At 45.7% G+C, this 19,551-nt stretch carries 20 protein-coding genes; 17 read left to right on the plus strand and 3 right to left on the minus strand.

The features are described from left to right. Positions 1–9: 9 nt before the first annotated feature. On the minus strand, positions 10–462 hold the full coding sequence (locus ACX9NY_RS02070; RefSeq protein WP_472476892.1) for a hypothetical protein: 453 nt from the start codon (positions 460–462) through the stop codon (positions 10–12). Positions 463–700: 238 nt separating this feature from the next. Then, positions 701–1,003: a hypothetical protein gene (locus tag ACX9NY_RS02075; protein ID WP_062835531.1), complete on the minus strand. Its 303-nt coding sequence runs from the start codon at positions 1,001–1,003 to the stop codon at positions 701–703. A gap of 351 nt (positions 1,004–1,354) precedes the next feature. On the opposite strand from ACX9NY_RS02075, the gene ACX9NY_RS02080 reads away from it, so the two are divergent. The 3 genes from ACX9NY_RS02080 (at position 1,355) to holA (ending at position 4,458) form a co-directional block, all read left to right on the plus strand. Next, the gene (locus tag ACX9NY_RS02080; RefSeq protein ID WP_017687205.1) at positions 1,355–1,903 is read left to right on the plus strand and encodes an RNA polymerase sigma factor; all 549 of its coding nucleotides are present in this window, start codon (positions 1,355–1,357) and stop codon (positions 1,901–1,903) included. Next, on the plus strand, positions 1,900–3,186 hold the full coding sequence (locus tag ACX9NY_RS02085; RefSeq protein WP_472476894.1) for an anti-sigma factor family protein: 1,287 nt from the start codon (positions 1,900–1,902) through the stop codon (positions 3,184–3,186). The genes ACX9NY_RS02080 and ACX9NY_RS02085 overlap by 4 nt, the downstream gene beginning before the upstream one ends. 255 nt (positions 3,187–3,441) lie before the next feature. Next, entirely contained in the window at positions 3,442–4,458 is a 1,017-nt protein-coding gene (gene holA / locus ACX9NY_RS02090; RefSeq protein WP_339236086.1) for a DNA polymerase III subunit delta, read from the plus strand. A gap of 186 nt (positions 4,459–4,644) precedes the next feature. On the opposite strand, the gene rpsT is transcribed toward holA, so the two are convergent. Continuing rightward, positions 4,645–4,917: a 30S ribosomal protein S20 gene (gene rpsT, locus ACX9NY_RS02095; protein WP_024628504.1), complete on the minus strand. Its 273-nt coding sequence runs from the start codon at positions 4,915–4,917 to the stop codon at positions 4,645–4,647. Between the two features lie 175 nt (positions 4,918–5,092). Here rpsT and gpr point away from each other — a divergent pair, with 175 nt between their 5' ends. The 14 genes from gpr (at position 5,093) to prmA (ending at position 19,551) form a co-directional block, all read left to right on the plus strand. Beyond that, positions 5,093–6,094 carry a GPR endopeptidase gene (gene gpr, locus ACX9NY_RS02100; RefSeq protein ID WP_253439436.1) on the plus strand — a complete coding sequence of 334 codons (1,002 nt, stop codon included), beginning with the start codon at positions 5,093–5,095 and terminating at the stop codon, positions 6,092–6,094. 142 nt (positions 6,095–6,236) lie between these two features. Beyond that, positions 6,237–7,532: a stage II sporulation protein P gene (locus ACX9NY_RS02105; protein WP_472476897.1), complete on the plus strand. Its 1,296-nt coding sequence runs from the start codon at positions 6,237–6,239 to the stop codon at positions 7,530–7,532. 54 nt (positions 7,533–7,586) lie between these two features. Then, positions 7,587–7,946, plus strand: a complete 360-nt coding sequence (locus ACX9NY_RS02110; RefSeq protein ID WP_472476899.1) for a hypothetical protein — start codon at positions 7,587–7,589, stop codon at positions 7,944–7,946. Positions 7,947–8,091: 145 nt separating this feature from the next. Beyond that, positions 8,092–9,906, plus strand: coding sequence for a translation elongation factor 4 (lepA, locus tag ACX9NY_RS02115; protein ID WP_472476901.1), 1,815 nt, complete (start codon positions 8,092–8,094; stop codon positions 9,904–9,906). A gap of 163 nt (positions 9,907–10,069) precedes the next feature. Then, complete coding sequence (hemW, locus tag ACX9NY_RS02120) at positions 10,070–11,254, plus strand: radical SAM family heme chaperone HemW (protein ID WP_472476903.1); 1,185 nt, start codon at positions 10,070–10,072, stop codon at positions 11,252–11,254. Between the two features lie 118 nt (positions 11,255–11,372). Continuing rightward, positions 11,373–11,843: an N-acetyltransferase gene (locus ACX9NY_RS02125; RefSeq protein ID WP_017687214.1), complete on the plus strand. Its 471-nt coding sequence runs from the start codon at positions 11,373–11,375 to the stop codon at positions 11,841–11,843. A 256-nt stretch (positions 11,844–12,099) separates the two neighbouring features. Further along, entirely contained in the window at positions 12,100–13,131 is a 1,032-nt protein-coding gene (hrcA, locus tag ACX9NY_RS02130) for a heat-inducible transcriptional repressor HrcA (protein ID WP_036615092.1), read from the plus strand. Positions 13,132–13,175: 44 nt separating this feature from the next. Next, positions 13,176–13,739 carry a nucleotide exchange factor GrpE gene (gene grpE / locus ACX9NY_RS02135; RefSeq protein ID WP_278298856.1) on the plus strand — a complete coding sequence of 188 codons (564 nt, stop codon included), beginning with the start codon at positions 13,176–13,178 and terminating at the stop codon, positions 13,737–13,739. A gap of 160 nt (positions 13,740–13,899) precedes the next feature. Continuing rightward, a complete protein-coding gene (gene dnaK, locus ACX9NY_RS02140; RefSeq protein ID WP_278298857.1) occupies positions 13,900–15,744 on the plus strand; it encodes a molecular chaperone DnaK in 1,845 nt (614 codons plus the stop codon). 129 nt (positions 15,745–15,873) lie between these two features. Then, a complete protein-coding gene (gene dnaJ, locus ACX9NY_RS02145; RefSeq protein WP_339236068.1) occupies positions 15,874–16,998 on the plus strand; it encodes a molecular chaperone DnaJ in 1,125 nt (374 codons plus the stop codon). Positions 16,999–17,241: 243 nt separating this feature from the next. Next, positions 17,242–17,610, plus strand: coding sequence for a hypothetical protein (locus ACX9NY_RS02150; protein WP_017687219.1), 369 nt, complete (start codon positions 17,242–17,244; stop codon positions 17,608–17,610). A gap of 221 nt (positions 17,611–17,831) precedes the next feature. Beyond that, on the plus strand, positions 17,832–18,011 hold the full coding sequence (locus tag ACX9NY_RS02155; protein ID WP_017687220.1) for a YfhD family protein: 180 nt from the start codon (positions 17,832–17,834) through the stop codon (positions 18,009–18,011). Then, on the plus strand, positions 18,004–18,396 hold the full coding sequence (locus ACX9NY_RS02160) for a hypothetical protein (protein ID WP_472476906.1): 393 nt from the start codon (positions 18,004–18,006) through the stop codon (positions 18,394–18,396). Before ACX9NY_RS02155 ends, ACX9NY_RS02160 begins: the two co-directional genes overlap by 8 nt. A 189-nt stretch (positions 18,397–18,585) precedes the next feature. Then, the gene (prmA, locus tag ACX9NY_RS02165) at positions 18,586–19,551 is read left to right on the plus strand and encodes a 50S ribosomal protein L11 methyltransferase (RefSeq protein WP_472476908.1); all 966 of its coding nucleotides are present in this window, start codon (positions 18,586–18,588) and stop codon (positions 19,549–19,551) included.

Below are 19,551 nucleotides of genomic sequence, written 5' to 3' on the forward strand. Positions count from 1 at the left end.
GCACTCTATTTATCGGTGTGAAGATAAGTGAAAAAAGCTCCGATTTAATACCAACTGTAAGGCAAAAAAAACAAGAGAGCTTACAATAATGTGGATAGTCTGACCAGAAAAAGTAATGAAGTTAAGTGTAAATATCGAGTAGATAATTCCACCTATGAAGCCTAATAGACCATACGCCGCAATAGCAACAAGCAATCTCATATACGTATTATCTTTTCTTCTGTATAAAAGTAATCCATCCACCAATATGGAAAGTGGCATAATTAAGAAAAGTAAAATAGCGAGGTTAATCAATAATCCAACCGCAAATGTATATCCGAATGAATAATAGTGGGCATTCTCTATTCTTTCATCCAAGGGAACGTAGTGATATAACCCCATTACAAGTGAAATTACAATTGCAGTTAATATAGCTGCAAGTATTTTTCCACGAGGCCTATGGATTCTATGAGTTTTTGTCATTTCAAATATTGACCTCCATCTTAAAAAAACTATATTCAACAACGAGTAGACTTGAGATTTACTATATTTTAACATATACAGGCTGAGAAAGAAGACGTCCAGGCGCTATTAATTCATCACTTCATTTGATCGCGAGTTATAGCACAGCACACAAAAAAAGCCCGCTTTCCGTTACACTCCACGAAGGAGAATATCGGAAAACGGGCCATTTTTTCAAAATGTAGAAGAAATATAAGAACTACTCCACGCCATCCTTAAAGTGTTTGTTCCAATGTTTGTCACCCTTGTGCAACAGATCTTCTACCGTTTTTTCAAGAGTCATCAACAGCTGTGCTCTGACATCAAGTACGGTTTCTCTGTACAAGCGTTCTTCCGATCCAACGATTTTATCGCCGTATAATGCCTGTGCAGCTACATACTTACGATGTTCCTCAACCAGAGTATCAATGGACTCCAGTGCATGTTCCACAAAGTGGGAAATACTTTGGTATTCTTTGGGCATTTGTTCTTTTAAAGCTTGAATTTTCGCTAGAGCTGGCATGCTCATCACCTCGTGTTTTATGAATGTAAATTTACAATACACCATTTTCATGAAAATTGCATTAAAATCAGCTTAAATTTGGACAAATTTCGACTTTTTTTTATTTTCAGAACCAAAAAGTGCTTCGCTATAATGTATGCCATTGCATTTGAATTGAGTCGTGTAAGTAATGGAATCCCTTTTGGATACGTTTGGTGACTCGTTATGCAATTTCTGTTATTCTAAGAGAAGATTTCAGCGGCCCAAATACATACGCCGTTATTTTGTTATGGCAAATTAAAAAATACTTAACTTTGCAACAATTTTATTGATGATCACGTCTGTAAGGTTGCAGGGAGAGGGGGATCCTTTGTGGTAGAGCCGGAACTCATCAGAGCCGCTCAATCGGGCGATCGCGACGCTCTAATTACCCTATTGCGGGAGATTGAACAACATGTCTATCGGACCGCATATTACATTCTAAATAATGAACAGGACGCTTTGGATGCTGCTCAGGAAGCATTGATCCGAATTTACACCAAAATCAACTCATACGAAGAAAAAGCCCAATTTAAAACCTGGGTACAACGCATCGTCACGAACATCTGTATTGATAAATTCAGAAGAACCAAACCATCCGTCTCCATTGACGAACATGACATGGTTTTTCAGGATAATCAGGATGTGGAGTACGAGGTCATGTCTACATATGTGGCCCAAGACATTCAGGATGCGATCAACAAGCTTCCCGAGCATCATCGGACCGTTATTGTTCTAAGATATTTGCAGGACTTATCCTACAATGAAATTGCGGATTGTCTCGATCTTCCATTGAATACGGTGAAATCTTATTTATTTAGAGCCAGGCAGCAATTACAGAATCTACTACAGGAATATCAGAAAGGTGGTGTGACAGGATGAAATGCGAAGAGGTGGTGGAATGGATGCACCGCTATCTGGATCATGATCTGGGCGAGGCGGAAACCGCGCAGATGCTACAGCATGTGGCGAAGTGTCCGGAGTGTGCCGAGAATTTTAGTTTACTCAGAGCTCTTTCCAGAGAACTGGAAGAATTACCGCAAGTAAGCCCGAGATTCAGTCTGGTTGATGCGATTATGCCACAACTTGATGCCATTGACGAAGCGCGGAAGGAACAAAGCAGCACCATACAGGAAATGAATCCTGTCCCTGCTACATTTGAGAATTTACAACGTTCAAGTGAGCGGAAAACGAAGCAAAAATGGCTCAACTCGATGGCAGGACGTATGTCCATGGGGGCAGCGGCTGCGGCAGTTGTATTGGGATTTGCCATCTGGGGATATCAGCCTGAACAGATTGAGAATGCCGATTCCATGATGCTGAGCTCTGGAGCTTCTCAAGAGAGTGGCAATGTGGATGAGAATCCATTGAGCAAGAATATTGAGAATAATGATTCAGCAGCTTCTTCCACACCAAGCAGCAACGATGTATTTGTGGATAATTCGAATACTTCCTCAACGGAAGGGGATAACCTGGGAACAGAAACAACTCCCGAAGAGAATGGTGGAGAAAAGGTGCAGGAGCCTGAGGTTCGGTCAGATCCGACTCCTCAACAACCGACTACTGAATCAACGCCTTCTTCAAATAAAGGAACACAAGACAATTCGTCCAAAACACCTACGACCGATAATCAAAGGAATCAAGTTCAGAATCAAGATTCCGAGCAGAAAAATCCAGATTCAGGAAGTGCGCCCAGAACTCCTGCAGATGGGGAAGAGAACGGAGTAACTGAAACAGACAATGGAGATTCCTTCACTTCTCAGACAATCGTACCGAATGTAAATGAAGATGCTCCGGTAGAAGGTAATTCTGCTCCTGATTCCGCTGCATCCGCTGCAGGTACAGACGCCTCTGGAGGAAGCCAAGGATTCGCAGCAGGACCGGATCAGGAGATGAGTACAACGGCAGCACCAAAAGAATGGAAATCACCTGACGGCTCTTATGTAGTTATGCTTATTGGTGATCAAATCAGCATATACTCGAAACCTGTGGGCGAACCGGATGTTCTAAATTTGGTTGAACAACGCAGTATAGAGGGCACACTGAAGTCAGCGAGTTGGTCTAAGGATGGTACCCTATTTAATTACGAAACGGACAAGGACGGAACAACGGCGAAGAATTCGTTTAATGTACCTGCCGTTTCAGGTGGAGCTTCTGCGAAATAATTAAGATTGGGAAGTTCACTCCTCAAACGAAAGAACATTTTCAGTATGACAAGCATATAATGGAAGTAACAAAACGTCCTATCTCAGTTCAAACAACTGACGTCGTATGACCGCGCGCTGGCTTTTTCTAGAATGGCTGGTGTCTGCGTTTATATAGATGTAGGACAGGGGACCTTCATCCGCAACTGGATGTAAGGTCCCTTTGTTGTCTTGCGCTTTTTCTGGTAGGATAAGAGGGATAAGGAGGCGCCGTGAATGGATGTAAAAAGTGCAACAAAGGCAATACGTAATGGAGAAACGGCACCGATCTATGTGCTGTACGGAACGGAGAAGTACCAGATACAGCAATTTACGGATATGTTAAAAGAACAGGTTATTGAAGAAGAACATCGTGATTTTGCGATTATTCCATATGATTTGTCTGAGACGGCTGTGGAGGTCGTTATTGAAGAAGCAGAGACCGTACCTTTTCTCGTTCCACGCAAATTAATTATTGTAAGGGACGCGAGCCTGTTCACTGCAGGTAAAGAATCCAAGATTGAACATCAGGTTGATCGTCTGCTTACATATATGGAAAATCCGGCAGATTACAGTACGATTGTTTTCCTGGCCCAAGGGGATAAGCTGGATGAGCGCAAGAAACTGGTGAAGGCTGTCAAGAAACAGGCAGTCGTTCTTGCTTTTGCTCCACTTAGTGGAGATGAGCTGTTGAATTGGATCGTGAAACTGGCGAAGCAGCGGGATGTTTCCTTGGAGACAGGAGCGGCGGAAACATTAATCAACTATGCAGGAACAGGTCTTCAGACCCTGTCTGCTGAAGTAGACAAGTTATGTTTGTTTGCGGGTAATGGTGGGACTATTAAGCGTGCTGATATTGAATCGCTGGTTGCCCGCAGTACAGAGCAGAATGTATTTTCACTGGTGGAAGAACTGGCTAATTTGCGACTGGAGAAGGCATTGGCTCTGTTCTATGAGTTGCTGAAGCAGCGGGAAGAACCGATTAAAATTGCGGCTTTGATCGCTCGGCAGTTTCGGATTATGATTCAAGTTAAAGAGTTGGGCCAACAAAGCTACTCCCAACAGCAGATCGCCAGTCAGCTTGGCCTGCATCCATATGCCGTTAAGATTGCGGGAGAACAAGCTCGCAAATTTCAGGCGGATCGTCTGAGAATGATCTTGAGTCACCTCAGCGAACTGGATTACCAGATGAAAACAGGAGCGGTGGATAAAGTACTTGGTCTGGAGCTGTTCTTATTAAGACTTGGTGCGTAAAAAATAGGTACCGTAATAGATTACTAGTGTAAATAACAAACAAAGCGACCTTTGCTCCATGATGGTTAGATCATCGGAATAAAGGTCGCTTTGTCTGTGTCTTATACTTATCGAATCAGATACTAAAAAATCCTGAAAGCCTATGCTGTTCAGGATTTTTCCATTGGATCGTATAAGTAACGCTTCTTACGCTTGTGCGGAAAGAGCGTTCAGTTTTTTCGCCAAGCGAGACTTTTTGCGTGCTGCAGCATTTTTATGAACCAGACCTTTAGTTACAGCCTTGTCCAGCTTTTTGGAAGCAGCTTGAATCGCAGCTTTTGCAGTATCAACTTCGTTACTTACCAGAGCAGCATCAGCAGCTTTAACAGCTGTACGGAGTGCAGACTTCTGGGAAGCGTTGAGTGCGCGGCGCTTGTCGCTCGTTTTTACGCGTTTAACAGCGGATTTGATGTTTGGCATTACATTCACCTCCTGTAAGGCATTTGCATGAATACAAACGTTTCACAACTTAAAATATTCTATCACGCTAGCATGTAAAATGCAACAGATATTCCTACGATGTTCGACATGCTGCATAAAGAAACTCTTTTTCCCACACAATATGCTCAAATGCGGTAAGGGAGGCAGGGACAGAATGACACTGGATTTGCAAAACTATACAGTTCGTACCGATTTGGCCATCGACTCCAAGGAAATGGCGCAAGGTGGACAGAAACAGACGATTCCCGGATTACGGGAAGATGTGGAAAAAAAAGAGGGCATTACGATTACACGTATTGATGTACTTAATGATGAAGCAGCCACAGCCATTGGTCGGGTGAAAGGTCATTATGTCACGTTGGAAGTCCCCTCACTACGGAATGGGGATACGGATTTACAGGAACGTGTTGCTGCCGAGTTCACACGCGAGATGGAAGATTTTATGATCAAGGCCGGAATCAACAAAACATCCAAGGTCTTGATTGTTGGTCTGGGCAACTTGAATGTCACCCCGGATTCACTCGGTCCACTTGTTGTGGAAAATCTGATGGTAACCCGTCAGTATTTCGAATTGGTGCCCGATCAGGTTGCGCCAGGATATCGGGAGGTCAGCGCAATTGCTCCTGGTGTGTTAGGGACAACAGGCATTGAATCCAGTGACATCGTACAGGGGATTGTAGACCGGACCAAGCCAGATGCTATTATTGCAATTGATGCCCTGGCCTCCCGTTCTCTGGAACGTGTAAATACCACCATTCAGGTAGCCGATATTGGTATCCATCCTGGTTCCGGTATTGGAAACAAACGGCGTGGCCTGACTCGTGAGATATTAGGCGTGCCATGCATCGCCATCGGAGTGCCTACCGTATGTTATGCGTCCACCATTGTGAACAATGTGATTGAGATGATGCGCTCACACTTCCGCCAGGAAACGGATCAGACAAAACAGATCATGGGCATGCTGGACGACATTGGTGAGCAAGATCGCTTAAGTCTGGTCAAAGAGGTACTGGAGCCGCTGGGTCATGACCTCATTGTTACTCCGAAGGAAATCGATGAGTTTATTGAGGGCATTGCCAACGTCATCGCCACGGGACTTAATGCCGCACTCCATGATGCAGTGAATCCGGATAACGTAGCTGCTTATACACATTAAAACTTAAAACTGAGAAGAAGGTCCGAATCTATCGGACTTTCTTTTTTTGTTTCTTGAATCTTTCATTTTCCTGTTCTATCAGATTGGGCGGGCTCATAGAGTTGAAGTATAAGAGTTGTCCAGCAGGGAAGGAGACAGCAGAATGAACAAGATATTGGCCTGGAATATTGGAAAGTGGAAAAAACGATGTCTGCACGTGCTGGCCATGGGCCGTACGTTGTTGTTGCTTATGATCATATCTGCCTTGTTTTTTGTTGTACTTGGTCTTGGGGGTATGGCAGAGAAACGCTTGAATAATTCACCCGTTTCTTCAATGAAAGGATTTGCCAGTGCTGTATCAAGCCGCTTTTTCGTTGATATGCTCGGTATGGAGATGCCCCATCTCACCCAGAAAGAACAGACCTCTGCCATATCCGGTGAGAATCTCACTTCATTTGTTTTCCAATTACTAACGAATGTAAATCCTCAAGATCCCAAGAGCCTGATTGCTAGAGAAATGCCGGGTATGGGTTCCAACCAACCTGTTCTGCTCCGTCCTGGATCTGGTAACGAAAAGGCAGAGGCTCCAGAAGATTATCAGCCCGGTCCTGGTCTCACGGATACAGCTTCCGCAGGTGGAGGGAAACCCGGTAGTGAACTGCATGTTCCACCAGGTCAGGACAATACGGATCCGCCTGATTCGAGCGAGCCTGGGGATGGAGAAGGCAAGGCAGATCCCCCAGCGAAGAATGGAGAGAAAGATAATTCAGGCTCCCAGACAACAGGCAAAAAATCAATTCTTATCTATCATTCCCATCCACGGGAAGGATACAATCCATTGCTAGGTACGAAAAGTGATAATCCATCATCAGGCAAATCAACCGGCAATGTGTTTCAAGTGGGCACCTATCTCTCAGACAGTCTGGAGAAGCTGGGAATCGGCGTAGAGCACGCCAAGGATGATTACCCGACTAAAGTAAAGGATTATAACTGGAACTATTCCTATAAATATTCTCGTCAAACGGTAAAAGCGGCACTTGCTCAAAATGATGATCTGACGTACCTCATAGACATTCACCGCGATTCACAGCGTCATGGCAAAACAACAACGACAATTAATGACTTGGGCTACGCCAAAGTGTATTTCATTATTGGACATGAAAATCCAAATTGGCGGCAGAATGAAGCCTTTGCAGCGAAAATTCATAAGAAGTTGGAAGCCAAGTACCCGGGAGTATCCCGTGGTGTGTGGGGTAAGGATGGCGGAGGCGCCAACAATGGAGAGTATAACCAAACCCTTTCACCCAACAGTATTTTGATCGAGATAGGCGGCATTGACAATACAGGAGCTGAGTTACAACGGACATCAAAGATCCTCGCAGACATGATTGCCCAAGTGTATTGGGAAGATCAGAAGGTGGACAAAGCAAGTGCGGAAACCTCGTCGCAGGGTGGGTAGGGATTATATATGTAAGAAGATGAAAATAGTAGAGAGTGACAGGAGGTTAAGCATATGTCCAGATTCGGTAAAAGACTGTTATCCATGGCTGTATTAATGTTGCTGGGTGTTCTGTTTGGAATGCAGCTGGCTGGCGGCAACTTTCAGATTGGCAATCCATCAGGAGGCACGTCAACCGTGGTAACAACTGAGCCAACTTCCCCGGTTACCGAATCTGTTCCAGCTGCACCTGTGCAAAAGGAAATCAAAGAACCCCCATTTGTACCTGTTCAGTCGCCAAGCCAAGTGCTTGGGGCAGATCAGAATAAGGCTCCGGTCGATGTGTTGGCAGACAAAACGGCAGGACTACTGCAAAATCTCTCACATAGTGGAATCAAGTGGGTGGTCTCTCTTTTTAGCGGCGTTGCTGAATAAAATACCATGGATTAAAGGTACAATATAACCTCTAGGAGTATATGATCACACTTTATTGTAAAGTTGAGACATCACGGGATTGATGCACTGTGCTTCAACTGTTATAATGAAGTGATTGACACTAGGCTGTTTCTGGGGGTAAGGAATGACTGACATTCGGGCAAGACAACGTAAAATTCGTAACTTTTCTATTATTGCACATATAGATCACGGCAAATCAACACTTGCGGACCGGATCTTGGAGCACACAGGTGCGCTCACTTCGCGTGAAATGCAGGAACAGGTTCTGGATAAGATGGACCTTGAACGCGAACGTGGAATAACGATCAAGCTACAAGCAGTAGCTTTGACTTACAAAGCGGATGACGGTGAAGAGTATTTATTGAATCTGATTGATACACCAGGACACGTAGACTTCACATATGAAGTATCACGCAGTCTTGCTGCATGTGAAGGTGCTCTGCTGGTTGTGGATGCGGCTCAGGGAATTGAAGCCCAAACACTTGCCAATGTGTATCTGGCACTGGATAACAACCTTGAAATTCTACCAGTTATCAACAAAATTGACCTTCCAAGTGCTGATCCTGAACGGGTGAAGCAGGAAGTGGAAGATGTTATTGGTTTGGACACAAGTAATGCGGTTTTGGCTTCAGCCAAATCAGGCATCGGAATCAAAGAAATTTTGGAGCAAGTGGTGCAAAGTGTTCCTGCACCAATCGGTGATCCTGACCAACCTTTGAAAGCGCTGATTTTTGACTCGCACTATGACCCGTACAAAGGTGTAATCGTATATGTACGTGTTGTCGACGGCAAAATCAAATCCGGTTCCAAAATCAAAATGATGGCAACAGGTAAATCATTTGAAGTCATTGAAGTTGGTGCGTTCAAACCTCGCATGACCATCGTGGACGAGCTGAACGTGGGTGATGTTGGATTTATCGTTGCAGGTATTCGGCATGTTGGCGATACACAAGTCGGGGATACCGTAACGGATGCCAAAAATCCAACACCAGAGCCTTTGCCGGGTTATCGTAAAATTAACCCAATGGTGTATTGTGGTCTCTATCCGATCGAAACCTCCGACTATGTTGATCTGCGTGAAGCATTGGAGAAATTGCAGTTGAACGATGCGTCTCTGAGCTTTGAACCGGAAACATCCAGTGCACTCGGTTTTGGATTCCGTTGTGGATTCCTTGGACTGCTTCACATGGACGTTATTCAGGAGCGGATCGAGCGGGAGTTCAACATTCCGTTGATTACAACGGCACCAAGTGTAATCTACCACGTCACTTTAACGAATGGTGAAGTGATGAAAATCGACAACCCATCCAACTATCCTGAGGTGGGACGGATTGATTACGTCGAGGAACCATATGTTAAGGCAGATATCATCGTACCGAATGATTATGTAGGTACCATTATGGAACTGTGTCAGAATAAACGCGGTGAATATGTGAATATGGAATATCTGGACACGACCCGGGTTACCATTACCTATGAAATTCCGTTGTCCGAGATTGTATATGACTTCTTCGACCAGTTGAAATCCGGTACCAAAGGATATGCGTCTCTGGATTATGAGCTGTCCGGTTACCGTCAGTCCAATCTGGCGAAAATGGATATTGTACTTAATGGCGAGCAGGTTGATGCCCTGTCCTTCATCGTTCACCGTGACCGTGCCTATAACCGCGGACGCATTGTCTGTGAGAAGCTGCGCGAGCTGATTCCACGGCAAATGTTCGAGGTGCCGATTCAAGCATCTGTAGGTACCAAGGTCGTTGCCCGTGAAACGGTAAAAGCCATGCGTAAAAACGTACTTGCCAAGTGTTATGGTGGTGACATCTCGCGGAAACGGAAACTGCTTGAGAAGCAGAAGGAAGGTAAGAAGCGGATGAAGCAGGTTGGTAACGTTGAGGTGCCGCAAGAGGCATTTATGGCGGTACTGAAAATTGATGATTAAGACGTTTGCTTGCAAACGTCACGTGAATCCTTTCGGTACATCAATAATTTGTGTATGAAAGGATAAACGATATTTTTTCTCAGGTACAACACAGAATATTAAATAACGAAGCTGAAAGGGAAGCCGGATGGCTTTCCTTTTTTCAAATAGAGGGGGACTTGCCATGACATTGGCAGCACACAGCCGGAAGACAGGTGCGCCCCAAGCGGTGTATCTACACATTCCCTTTTGCACGAATAAGTGTTTTTATTGCGACTTTAACTCCTACGTTCTGAAAGATCAGCCCGTGATGCAATATCTCGAAGCGCTGGAACGGGAGATGGAACATACAGTTAAGGCAAATCCACCGGGTGAGATCAAGACCATATTTGTAGGTGGTGGTACGCCAACAGCTCTGAAACCGGATGAAATGGCCGTATTCCTTCGTTCAGTGAAGACGTATTTCCCCAATTGGGCCGACGATATTGAATTTTCGATGGAAGCGAACCCGGGGACAACCGATGCGGAGAAGCTCGCTGCAATGAAAGAAGGCGGCGTAAACCGTGTCAGCTTTGGCGTTCAGGCTTTTCAGAATGATCTGCTGACAGGCATTGGCCGTATTCATAATACGGATGATGTATATCGGAGTCTGGAGAACGCTCGAAAAGCGGGACTGACTAATCTGTCCATTGACCTGATGTTCGGATTGCCGAACCAGACTGTAGGGATGTTGAATGAGAGTATCGACAAAGCACTGGAACTGGATCTGCCGCATTACTCCATCTACAGCCTGAAAGTGGAAGAGAATACCCTTTTCCATACACTGTATCAGAAGAACCAACTCCCTCTTCCTCATGAAGATGATGAGCTTGAGATGTATCTTCTATTAATGAGACGTATGAAAGAAGCAGGCTATGGACAATACGAGATCAGTAATTTTGCCAAGCCAGGCTTCGAGAGTCGTCACAATATTACGTACTGGCGCAATGAGGACTACTACGGTCTGGGTGCAGGTGCACATGGATATGTAGGCCGCGAACGTCATATGAATATTAAAGGTATAAATCCTTATGTTGAAGCTTCACGAGCGGGATTGCCTCGTCTGGATCATTTTGAGATTGCTCGCCCGGAGGCTATGGAAGATTATCTGATGGTTGGACTGAGAATGCTGGAGGGGGCTTCAGCCTCACGGTTTAGCGAACAGTTTGGAGAGTCCATGGAAGAAGTGTTTGCGAAGCCTTTGGGTAAAATGTTGAACGCAGGGTTGCTTGAGCGTACGGCAGACGGCTTCCGACTGAGCGAGCAGGGTATCCTGTTCGGAAATGACGTTTTTGCGGAGTTTATCGGGTCCATATCGCTGAATTCGTAGCTTGAAATTCTATACGCTCTGTTGTATATTTATTCATATTGATTTTACAGAGCGTGTTAATTTAACAACTACGAAGTCAGCTTTCCTCTGGAAAGCTTGGTAATAGGAGGAGAGCAGGATGTCGGTAATATGCAGAAAAGCCGTGCCGGAAGATGTTGAACCACTGTATGAAATGATTAAGGGCTATGCAGAGCGTGGGATCATGCTTCCGCGATCACGGGAAATACTGCACCGGCAGCTGGAGCACTTTGTTGTAGCCGAAGTTGATGGTGAAGTGGTGGGTTGCGGATCGCTTTGTCGTCTGGGGAATGATCTGGTAGAAGTCAGATCACTCGGCATCTCGGAAGGGCACAAAGGGCTTGGTATTGGCTCCCGATTGTTGGATCGATTGGTAGAAGAGGCGGAGAAACAACAGATTCCCAAGGTGATGGCGTTGACATATGAAGTATCCTTCTTCCTCAAAAACGGCTTTGCCGTGGTGGAAAAAGAAATTTTCCCCGAGAAAGTATGGACGGACTGTGTTCATTGCAGCAAGCAGGATTGTTGTGACGAGATCGCGGTATTGAAAGAGCTTAACGTTTCAGCTTAACAATTGAATGGACTGCATGGATCGAGCCGAGTCAGCCTCTGCCCTACATGCAGTCTTTTTTTACTTCAAAGTATGTTCAATAAAGTTTGTTAGGACTCGTCGACATTGGTCTATACTATAAATAGATGAGCCCACTCATCAAACTCACTTGACAATGTTCACGTCAGTTTGGTATTTTTGTATTACCGCTTAGCACTCATCTAACCGGAGTGCTAACGACATGGGACAGTACAGTCAGAAGGAGGGAATACTCACCATGTTAACAGAGCGTCAACGAATGATTCTGAACGCTATAGTGGATGACTATATCCGTTCAGCTGAGCCCGTAGGGTCCCGGAGCATTTCCAAAAGGGGAGATGTTGGATACAGTCCGGCGACGATCCGTAATGAAATGGCGGATCTTGAAGATATGGGCTTTCTGGAACAGCCGCATACATCGGCTGGGCGCATTCCATCCCATAAAGGCTATCGATATTATGTCGATCATTTGGTTCCCTGGAATCAGGTGGAACCTCAGGAGTTGGATGATCTGAAGTCGTTCTTCGCTGAAAAGCTGAACGTCATGGAACAAGTTATTCAGCATGCATCCAATATTTTGTCACATATGACCAATTATACTTCAATCCTGCTTGGGCCTGAAGTATTCCATACGTCCCTGCGTCACTTCCAATTGCTTCCGCTGAACGAGAGTGAAGCTGTGGCAATCATTGTGACCAATACAGGTCAGGTGGAGAACAAGACCGTCCAGATTCCACCAGAAATCTCGGTTGCCGAGATGGAAAATGTGGTTCGTTTGTTAAATACCAAGCTTGTGGGCGTACCCATCTACAAATTAAAATCCCGTCTTTATACCGAACTTGGGCAAGAGATGGAGCGGCATATTACACGTTACGAGGAAGTTATGCAGGTGCTGAACAGTGCCTTTGACAATGAACATGATAATCGTCTGTTCCTCAGTGGTGCCACCAATATGTTGACTCAACCTGAATTTAAAGATATCGAAAAGGTAAAAGATATTCTTGACCTGCTGGAAGAGACACCAACACTCATGAAATTGATGATGCCCGTGCCGGGTGGATCTGGTATTCAAGTGCGAATCGGCACTGAGAATGATCATGAAGCCTTTGCCAACTGCAGCCTGATTACAGCCTCCTATTCATTGGACGGTGAGGCTTTGGGTTCGATTGGTATTCTGGGACCCACGCGAATGGATTATGCACGTGTCATTCATATTCTAAATACACTATCCCGTGACTTGACGGCGATGCTGACGCATCGGTTCAAATAAGATTCGGGAATGAACCATTTCATTCGTATAAGGAGGTGAACATCTTGAAAGAGGAGCAATCATTTACAGAAGAACAAGAGGTAACAACAGCTGAGCAGGAGCCTATTAATGAAGCTGGCGCTGCAGAAGCACAAGCTGAGGAGATCGCTGATCAGGAGCAGGATGAGCTTGCGCGTCTGAAGGCTGAAGCTGAAGAGCAACAGCAGCGTTATGTCCGTGCACAGGCTGATTTTGATAACTTCCGTCGTCGTACGCAGAAGGAAAAAGAAGAATTGGCTAAATATGCTTCGATGAAGCTGGTCACCGAACTGGTACCGGTTATTGATAACTTCGAGCGCGCCATGGCTACTGTACCGGAAGGAGCAGAGGTCGAATCTTTCTCCAAGGGCATGCAAATGATCTTCCGTCAATTGGAAACGGTGATGAATAACGAAGGTCTGACGGCTATGGAATCGGTAGGACAACCGTTCAATCCTGAATTCCACCAAGCGATTATGCAAGTGGAGAGCGACGAGTACGAAGAAGGTATCGTTGTTGAGGAAGTCCAAAAAGGCTACATGCTGAAAGATAAAGTGCTTCGTCCAGCTATGGTTAAAGTCAGCTCATAATTTCCTTATGGGGAGGTATGAGTCGGCTCCTTGGTTGAACAATGTGGGCGAAGTTTAATATAAAGGTTTGTACACATAGAGCACGATTAGCAACATGAACATCTAAATAAGGGTCAGATCAGACCCATTCATTTTAAATTGTTGAGGAGGAAATTTTCGGATGAGCAAAGTAATTGGTATTGACTTAGGAACAACAAACTCATGCGTAGCAGTAATGGAAGGCGGCGAGGCTGTCGTAATTCCAAATCCGGAGGGCGCACGCACAACTCCATCCGTAGTTGGTTTCAAAAAAGATGGGGAGCGCGTTGTCGGTGAAACAGCAAAACGTCAAGCGATTACCAATCCGGATCGTACGATCATGTCGATCAAACGTCACATGGGTACTTCCCACAAGGAAACAATCGATGGCAAAGACTACTCTGCACAAGAGATCTCTGCAATCATCCTGCAAAAATTGAAATCTGATGCTGAAGCTTATCTGGGTCAAACGGTAACTCAAGCCGTTATCACTGTACCAGCTTACTTCAACGACAGTCAGCGTCAAGCGACTAAAGATGCGGGTAAAATTGCAGGTTTGGAAGTTCTGCGTATCGTCAACGAGCCTACAGCAGCAGCTTTGGCATACGGTATGGAGAAATCCGAAGACCAAACGATTCTCGTATATGACCTGGGTGGTGGTACGTTCGACGTATCCATTCTTGAACTGGGTGACGGCTTCTTCGAAGTTAAAGCAACTAGCGGGGACAACCAACTGGGTGGCGATGACTTTGACCAAGTGATCATTGATTATCTCGTAAGTGAATTCAAAAAAGATCAAGGCATTGACTTGAGTAAAGATAAAGCGGCGGTTCAACGTTTGAAAGATGCAGCGGAAAAGGCGAAAAAAGAACTTTCCGGCGTATTGACTACAACGATCTCCTTGCCGTTCATCACGGTAGCTGATGGCGTTCCTCAGCATTTGGAGTTGAACCTGAGCCGTGCGAAATTCGAAGAAATCTCTGCAGGTCTGGTTGAGCGTACGCTTGAACCAACTCGTCGTGCATTGAGCGATGCGGGTATGACAGCTAACGATATCGACAAGATCGTATTGGTTGGTGGTTCCACACGTATTCCTGCAGTTCAAGAAGCAATCAAAAAACTGACGGGTAAAGAGCCTCACAAAGGCGTTAACCCGGATGAGGTTGTAGCCTTGGGTGCCGCTGTACAAGCGGGCGTACTGACAGGTGACGTGAAAGACGTTGTATTGCTCGACGTAACTCCATTGTCCCTAGGTATCGAAACAGCAGGCGGCGTGTTCACTAAAATGATCGAGCGTAACACAACGATCCCTACAAGCAAATCTCAAGTATTCTCCACGTATGCAGACAATCAACCAAGTGTTGAGATTCATGTTCTGCAAGGTGAGCGTGAGATGGCAGCGGGTAACAAATCACTTGGACGTTTCATGTTGGGTGATATTCCACCAGCTCCACGTGGCGTTCCACAGATCGAAGTTAGCTTCGATATTGATGCCAACGGTATCGTTAACGTATCTGCAACAGATAAAGGTACGAACAAAACTCAAAAAATCACAATCACTTCTTCCAGCGGTTTGAGCGATGAAGAAGTTGAGCAAATGATGAAAGATGCTGAGTTGCACGCTGAAGAAGATAAAAAACGCAGAGAACTCGTTGAAGCGAAAAACAGTGCAGATCAACTGATCTACTCTGTTGACAAAACGATCAAAGATCTTGGCGAAAAAGCAGATGCTGGCGAAGTTGAAAAAGCGAATGCTGCTAAAGAAAAACTGCAAGGTGTTCTGGCTTCCGACAACCTGGAAGATATCAAAGCGGCTACAGAAGAACTGACAGAGATCGTTCAACAACTGTCCGTGAAACTGTATGAGCAAGCTCAGGCGCAAGAGCAAGAAGCGCAAGGTGCTGAAGAGCAACAAGGTTCCGCTAAACGTGATAACGTCGTAGACGCTGATTACGAAGTTGTGGATGAAGATAAAAAACAAAACTAATTCGTAGTTCTACGCGAATTAAACATCGGTGACGTTCGAATTAGAGGGAAAGTCATAGCCGGGGCTCCCGCGCTTTGGCTTTCCTTTTGTCACGATGTGCGATATGGTGAATGATATGGGGGTGGAAGAGTGGCTGAAAAGCGTGATTATTATGAGGTGCTTGGCGTTAGTAAAACAGCTAACGACGATGAGATTAAAAAGGCTTACCGTAAGCTTGCCCGTCAGTATCACCCTGACGTAAACAAGGCTGCTGATGCGGAAGCTAAATTTAAAGAAGTCAAAGAAGCTTATGACGTAGTGAGTGATAGTCAGAAGCGTGCACAATATGATCAATATGGTCATGTCGATCCGAATCAGGGTGGATTCGGTGGTGGCGGTGATTTTGGCGGCGGCGGATTTGGCGACATCTTCGACATGTTCTTTGGCGGTGGTGGCGGTGGACGACGTGATCCAAATGCTCCGCAACGGGGGAATGATCTGCAGTACACCATGACAATTGAGTTCAAGGAAGCGGTATTCGGTAAAGAAACCGATATTACAATTCCGCGTACTGAAGGCTGTGATACCTGTCATGGTTCAGGTGCCAAACCTGGAACGAAACCGGAAACCTGCTCGGTCTGCCATGGTAGCGGTCAGCAGGAAGTTGTGCAAAATACACCGTTTGGTCGTATGGTGAATCGTCGTGCATGTTCGAACTGTAGCGGTTCGGGCCAAATTATCAAAGAAAAATGTACAACGTGCAGTGGCAGCGGGAAAGTCCGCAAGCAACGCAAAATTCATGTTCGCATTCCAGCGGGTGTGGATGACGGAGCGCAACTGCGTATGACAGGTGAGGGCGAGGGAGGCCTGCGTGGCGGACCAGCCGGAGATCTGTATATTGTCATTCGCGTGAAATCACATGATTTCTTCGAGCGTGAAGGCGACGATATTTATTGCGAAATCCCACTTACCTTTGCTCAGGCAGCTCTGGGAGATGAAGTTGAGATCCCGACGTTGACCGAGAAAGTGAAACTGAAAGTACCAGCGGGTACACAAACGGGTACGTATTTCCGTCTCAAAGGCAAGGGCGTACCACGCTTGCGCGGTATGGGGCAAGGGGATCAGCATGTGAAAGTGGTTGTGGTTACACCTAGTAAGCTGAATGACGAGCAGAAAGATCTGCTTCGCCAAATTGCTGCGCTGGATGGAGAGCAAACACATGAGCATGAACAATCTTTCTTTGATCGAGTGAAACGTGCATTTCGCGGCGACTGAGAATAAAATATAGCAAGTCCAAAAGGACACCACAGCGGTTTTTTACCGCAGGGTGTCCTTTTTTTGTACGCCTTTTTTTAGTGGTTCAGCCGTTTTGGCAAAATCCATGGATATATGCTATGAAGAGCAACAGCAATTTGTGGGAGCATTTCGGTATATTCTGCGCGAACTTGCGGAAAGATAGCATGGCGAGAATGATATGCATAGCTGATATGCGAGAAATTAGGGAAGCAGGTGAAGCGGATGACCGAGAAAAATATTTTGGCGTACTTTCACAGCCCGGAGCAGGCCCAAGGGGCGGCCAAAAAACTGGAGGCATTGCGAGTGGAGGACCTGTCCATTAATCGATTCAGCCGATATGCGGGTGTAGGACCAAGCGGGGCTTCCTACAAGCCGGGCGTTTCCGGCAGTTTTTCATCATGGGTGCCCGATTCGATGCAAACAAATGCCAGTGCTGGAATCATGGCTGCAGCAGACCCTTCTGCGAGCGGCATGAGTGATGGTGGACAAGGTGGACCTACAGGAAGGGATGTATTACTTACTGTCATCGTAGATGAATCGGTACATCACCGCGCCATGTCCATAATCGAACAAGCCGGTGGAATGATCTAGTTTCAAGAGATGTATAAAGATGAACAGTGAATTACACTTTAATGGAGAGTGTAGAACCAATCTGAAGAAGCGAAGCGTTCGCCTTTATCTCCGGATTTCTCCCTTTAAGAAGGAAGTTGAAGAAATCTGGGGATAACAGCGATCGGAGGTATGGTACTACAATCGGAGTGTTACAGTGTAACACTTCTTAGTTCATTTTAATTTAGAGGAGGAGCATTACAATGGCAGAACATGAACGTCCGGGCAAGATTCTAACAAAAACGGAAAAAATGAAACGTATGCAATCCGCAAAAAATGAGGACGTGGAATTCAGCGCTGAAGCTGCGGATCATGAAGATATAGAAGCACTACGCCGCAGTGAAGCGGCTGATCGACGTCAGGGACGGGAGCTTCATGACTGAAGATCGCTCGGCAGTGACCCTCGAAGCTGTTTTTACAAGCTGGACGGAGGCCGAGTCTGCACGTAGAGCCCTGGCATTGTTGCACCCGAACCAATTGAGTATCGAGAGCCTTAGCAATGAAACGTCTGCATTAGACTCACACGATGTTACGGGCTCTGATAATTCTCCTACAGCCATTGTCGGCGGATTCAGTGGTGAACTGAATGTACTTGCTCTGATTAGTGATGACACGGAAATGTTATCCAATGGTCAGGTGTATGATACGCCTGAAGAGGATTCGGTAAACAGGTTTAAACAAGAAATTTTGTTAACCGTGTCCGTATCGAACGATTCGCTCCCGCAAGCCGCAGAGATGATCACGCAGAATGGTGGACGCTTTTGCTAAATCAGATTAGAATGTTGCAACATGCTGAAGTAAATGAATCACATATGTATATTAGACGACAGGATATTCGAGCAGCCAGACTGCGGATATCCTGTTTTGTTTTTCTTTTACTGGTGCGGCTTTGTACTCCGGCTCGCTTGTGTAGTACAATAGTTGGGATGTTTGAAAAATGAGGAGGAAAAACCAAGTATGTTATGGCATGAACTAACAATACATACCACAGAAGAAGCTGTGGAGATGATTTCGAATTTTTTACATGAAGCGGGTGCTGGAGGGGTTTCGATAGAAGAGTCCGGTACTTTAAATAAAAAACGGGACACCACATATGGTGAGTTATACGATGTTCCTTTGAATGATATTCCTGAAGGCTTTGCGGTCATCAAAGGGTACTTCTCCGAAGGTACGGATATGGTTGCACTACAGTCAGAAGTTAATCCTAGAATTGAGGAACTCTCTGAATTCGGAATTGATACAGGTGAGGTTCGCTATGAGACGCGTACAGTGGATGAAAATGACTGGGCAACAGCCTGGAAGCAATATTTCAAGCCGGTACGTGTATCGGAACGTCTGACGATTAAACCAACGTGGGAAGAGTATACGCCAGAAAGTCCAGATGAGAAAATTATTGAGCTTGATCCCGGTATGGCTTTTGGTACAGGAACACACCCAACAACCTCTCTCTGCTTGCGCACACTGGAAACGGTTATTCAGGGCGGTGAGGAAGTCATTGACGTAGGTACAGGTTCTGGCATCTTGGCTATAGGCGCGATTAAACTCGGGGCAAAACATGTGCTGGCGCTCGATCTTGATCCGGTTGCGGTAATCAGCGCCAGGGAGAATGTGGATCTGAACGGGTTGGAGCAACAAATTACGGTTAAAGAAAGTGATCTGTTGTCCGTCCTTGGGAGTCAAGACCCTGCGCTTGGCGTGCAACTGCCAGTTAAGGTTGTTGTGGCGAACATTCTGGCTGAGATCATTTTGTTGTTCGTGGACGATGTGTACAATGCGCTTGAGTCGGGTGGCACCTATATTGTGTCGGGCATCTGGAAGAACAAAGAACAAGTGGTGCATGATGCGTTGGTAGCCTCCGGGTTTGAAGTGAGTGCGATCCATCGTGATGAGGATTGGCTGGCGTATGTAGCCAGAAAGGGGTAA

Source organism: Paenibacillus sp. CB74, from assembly GCF_055687625.1.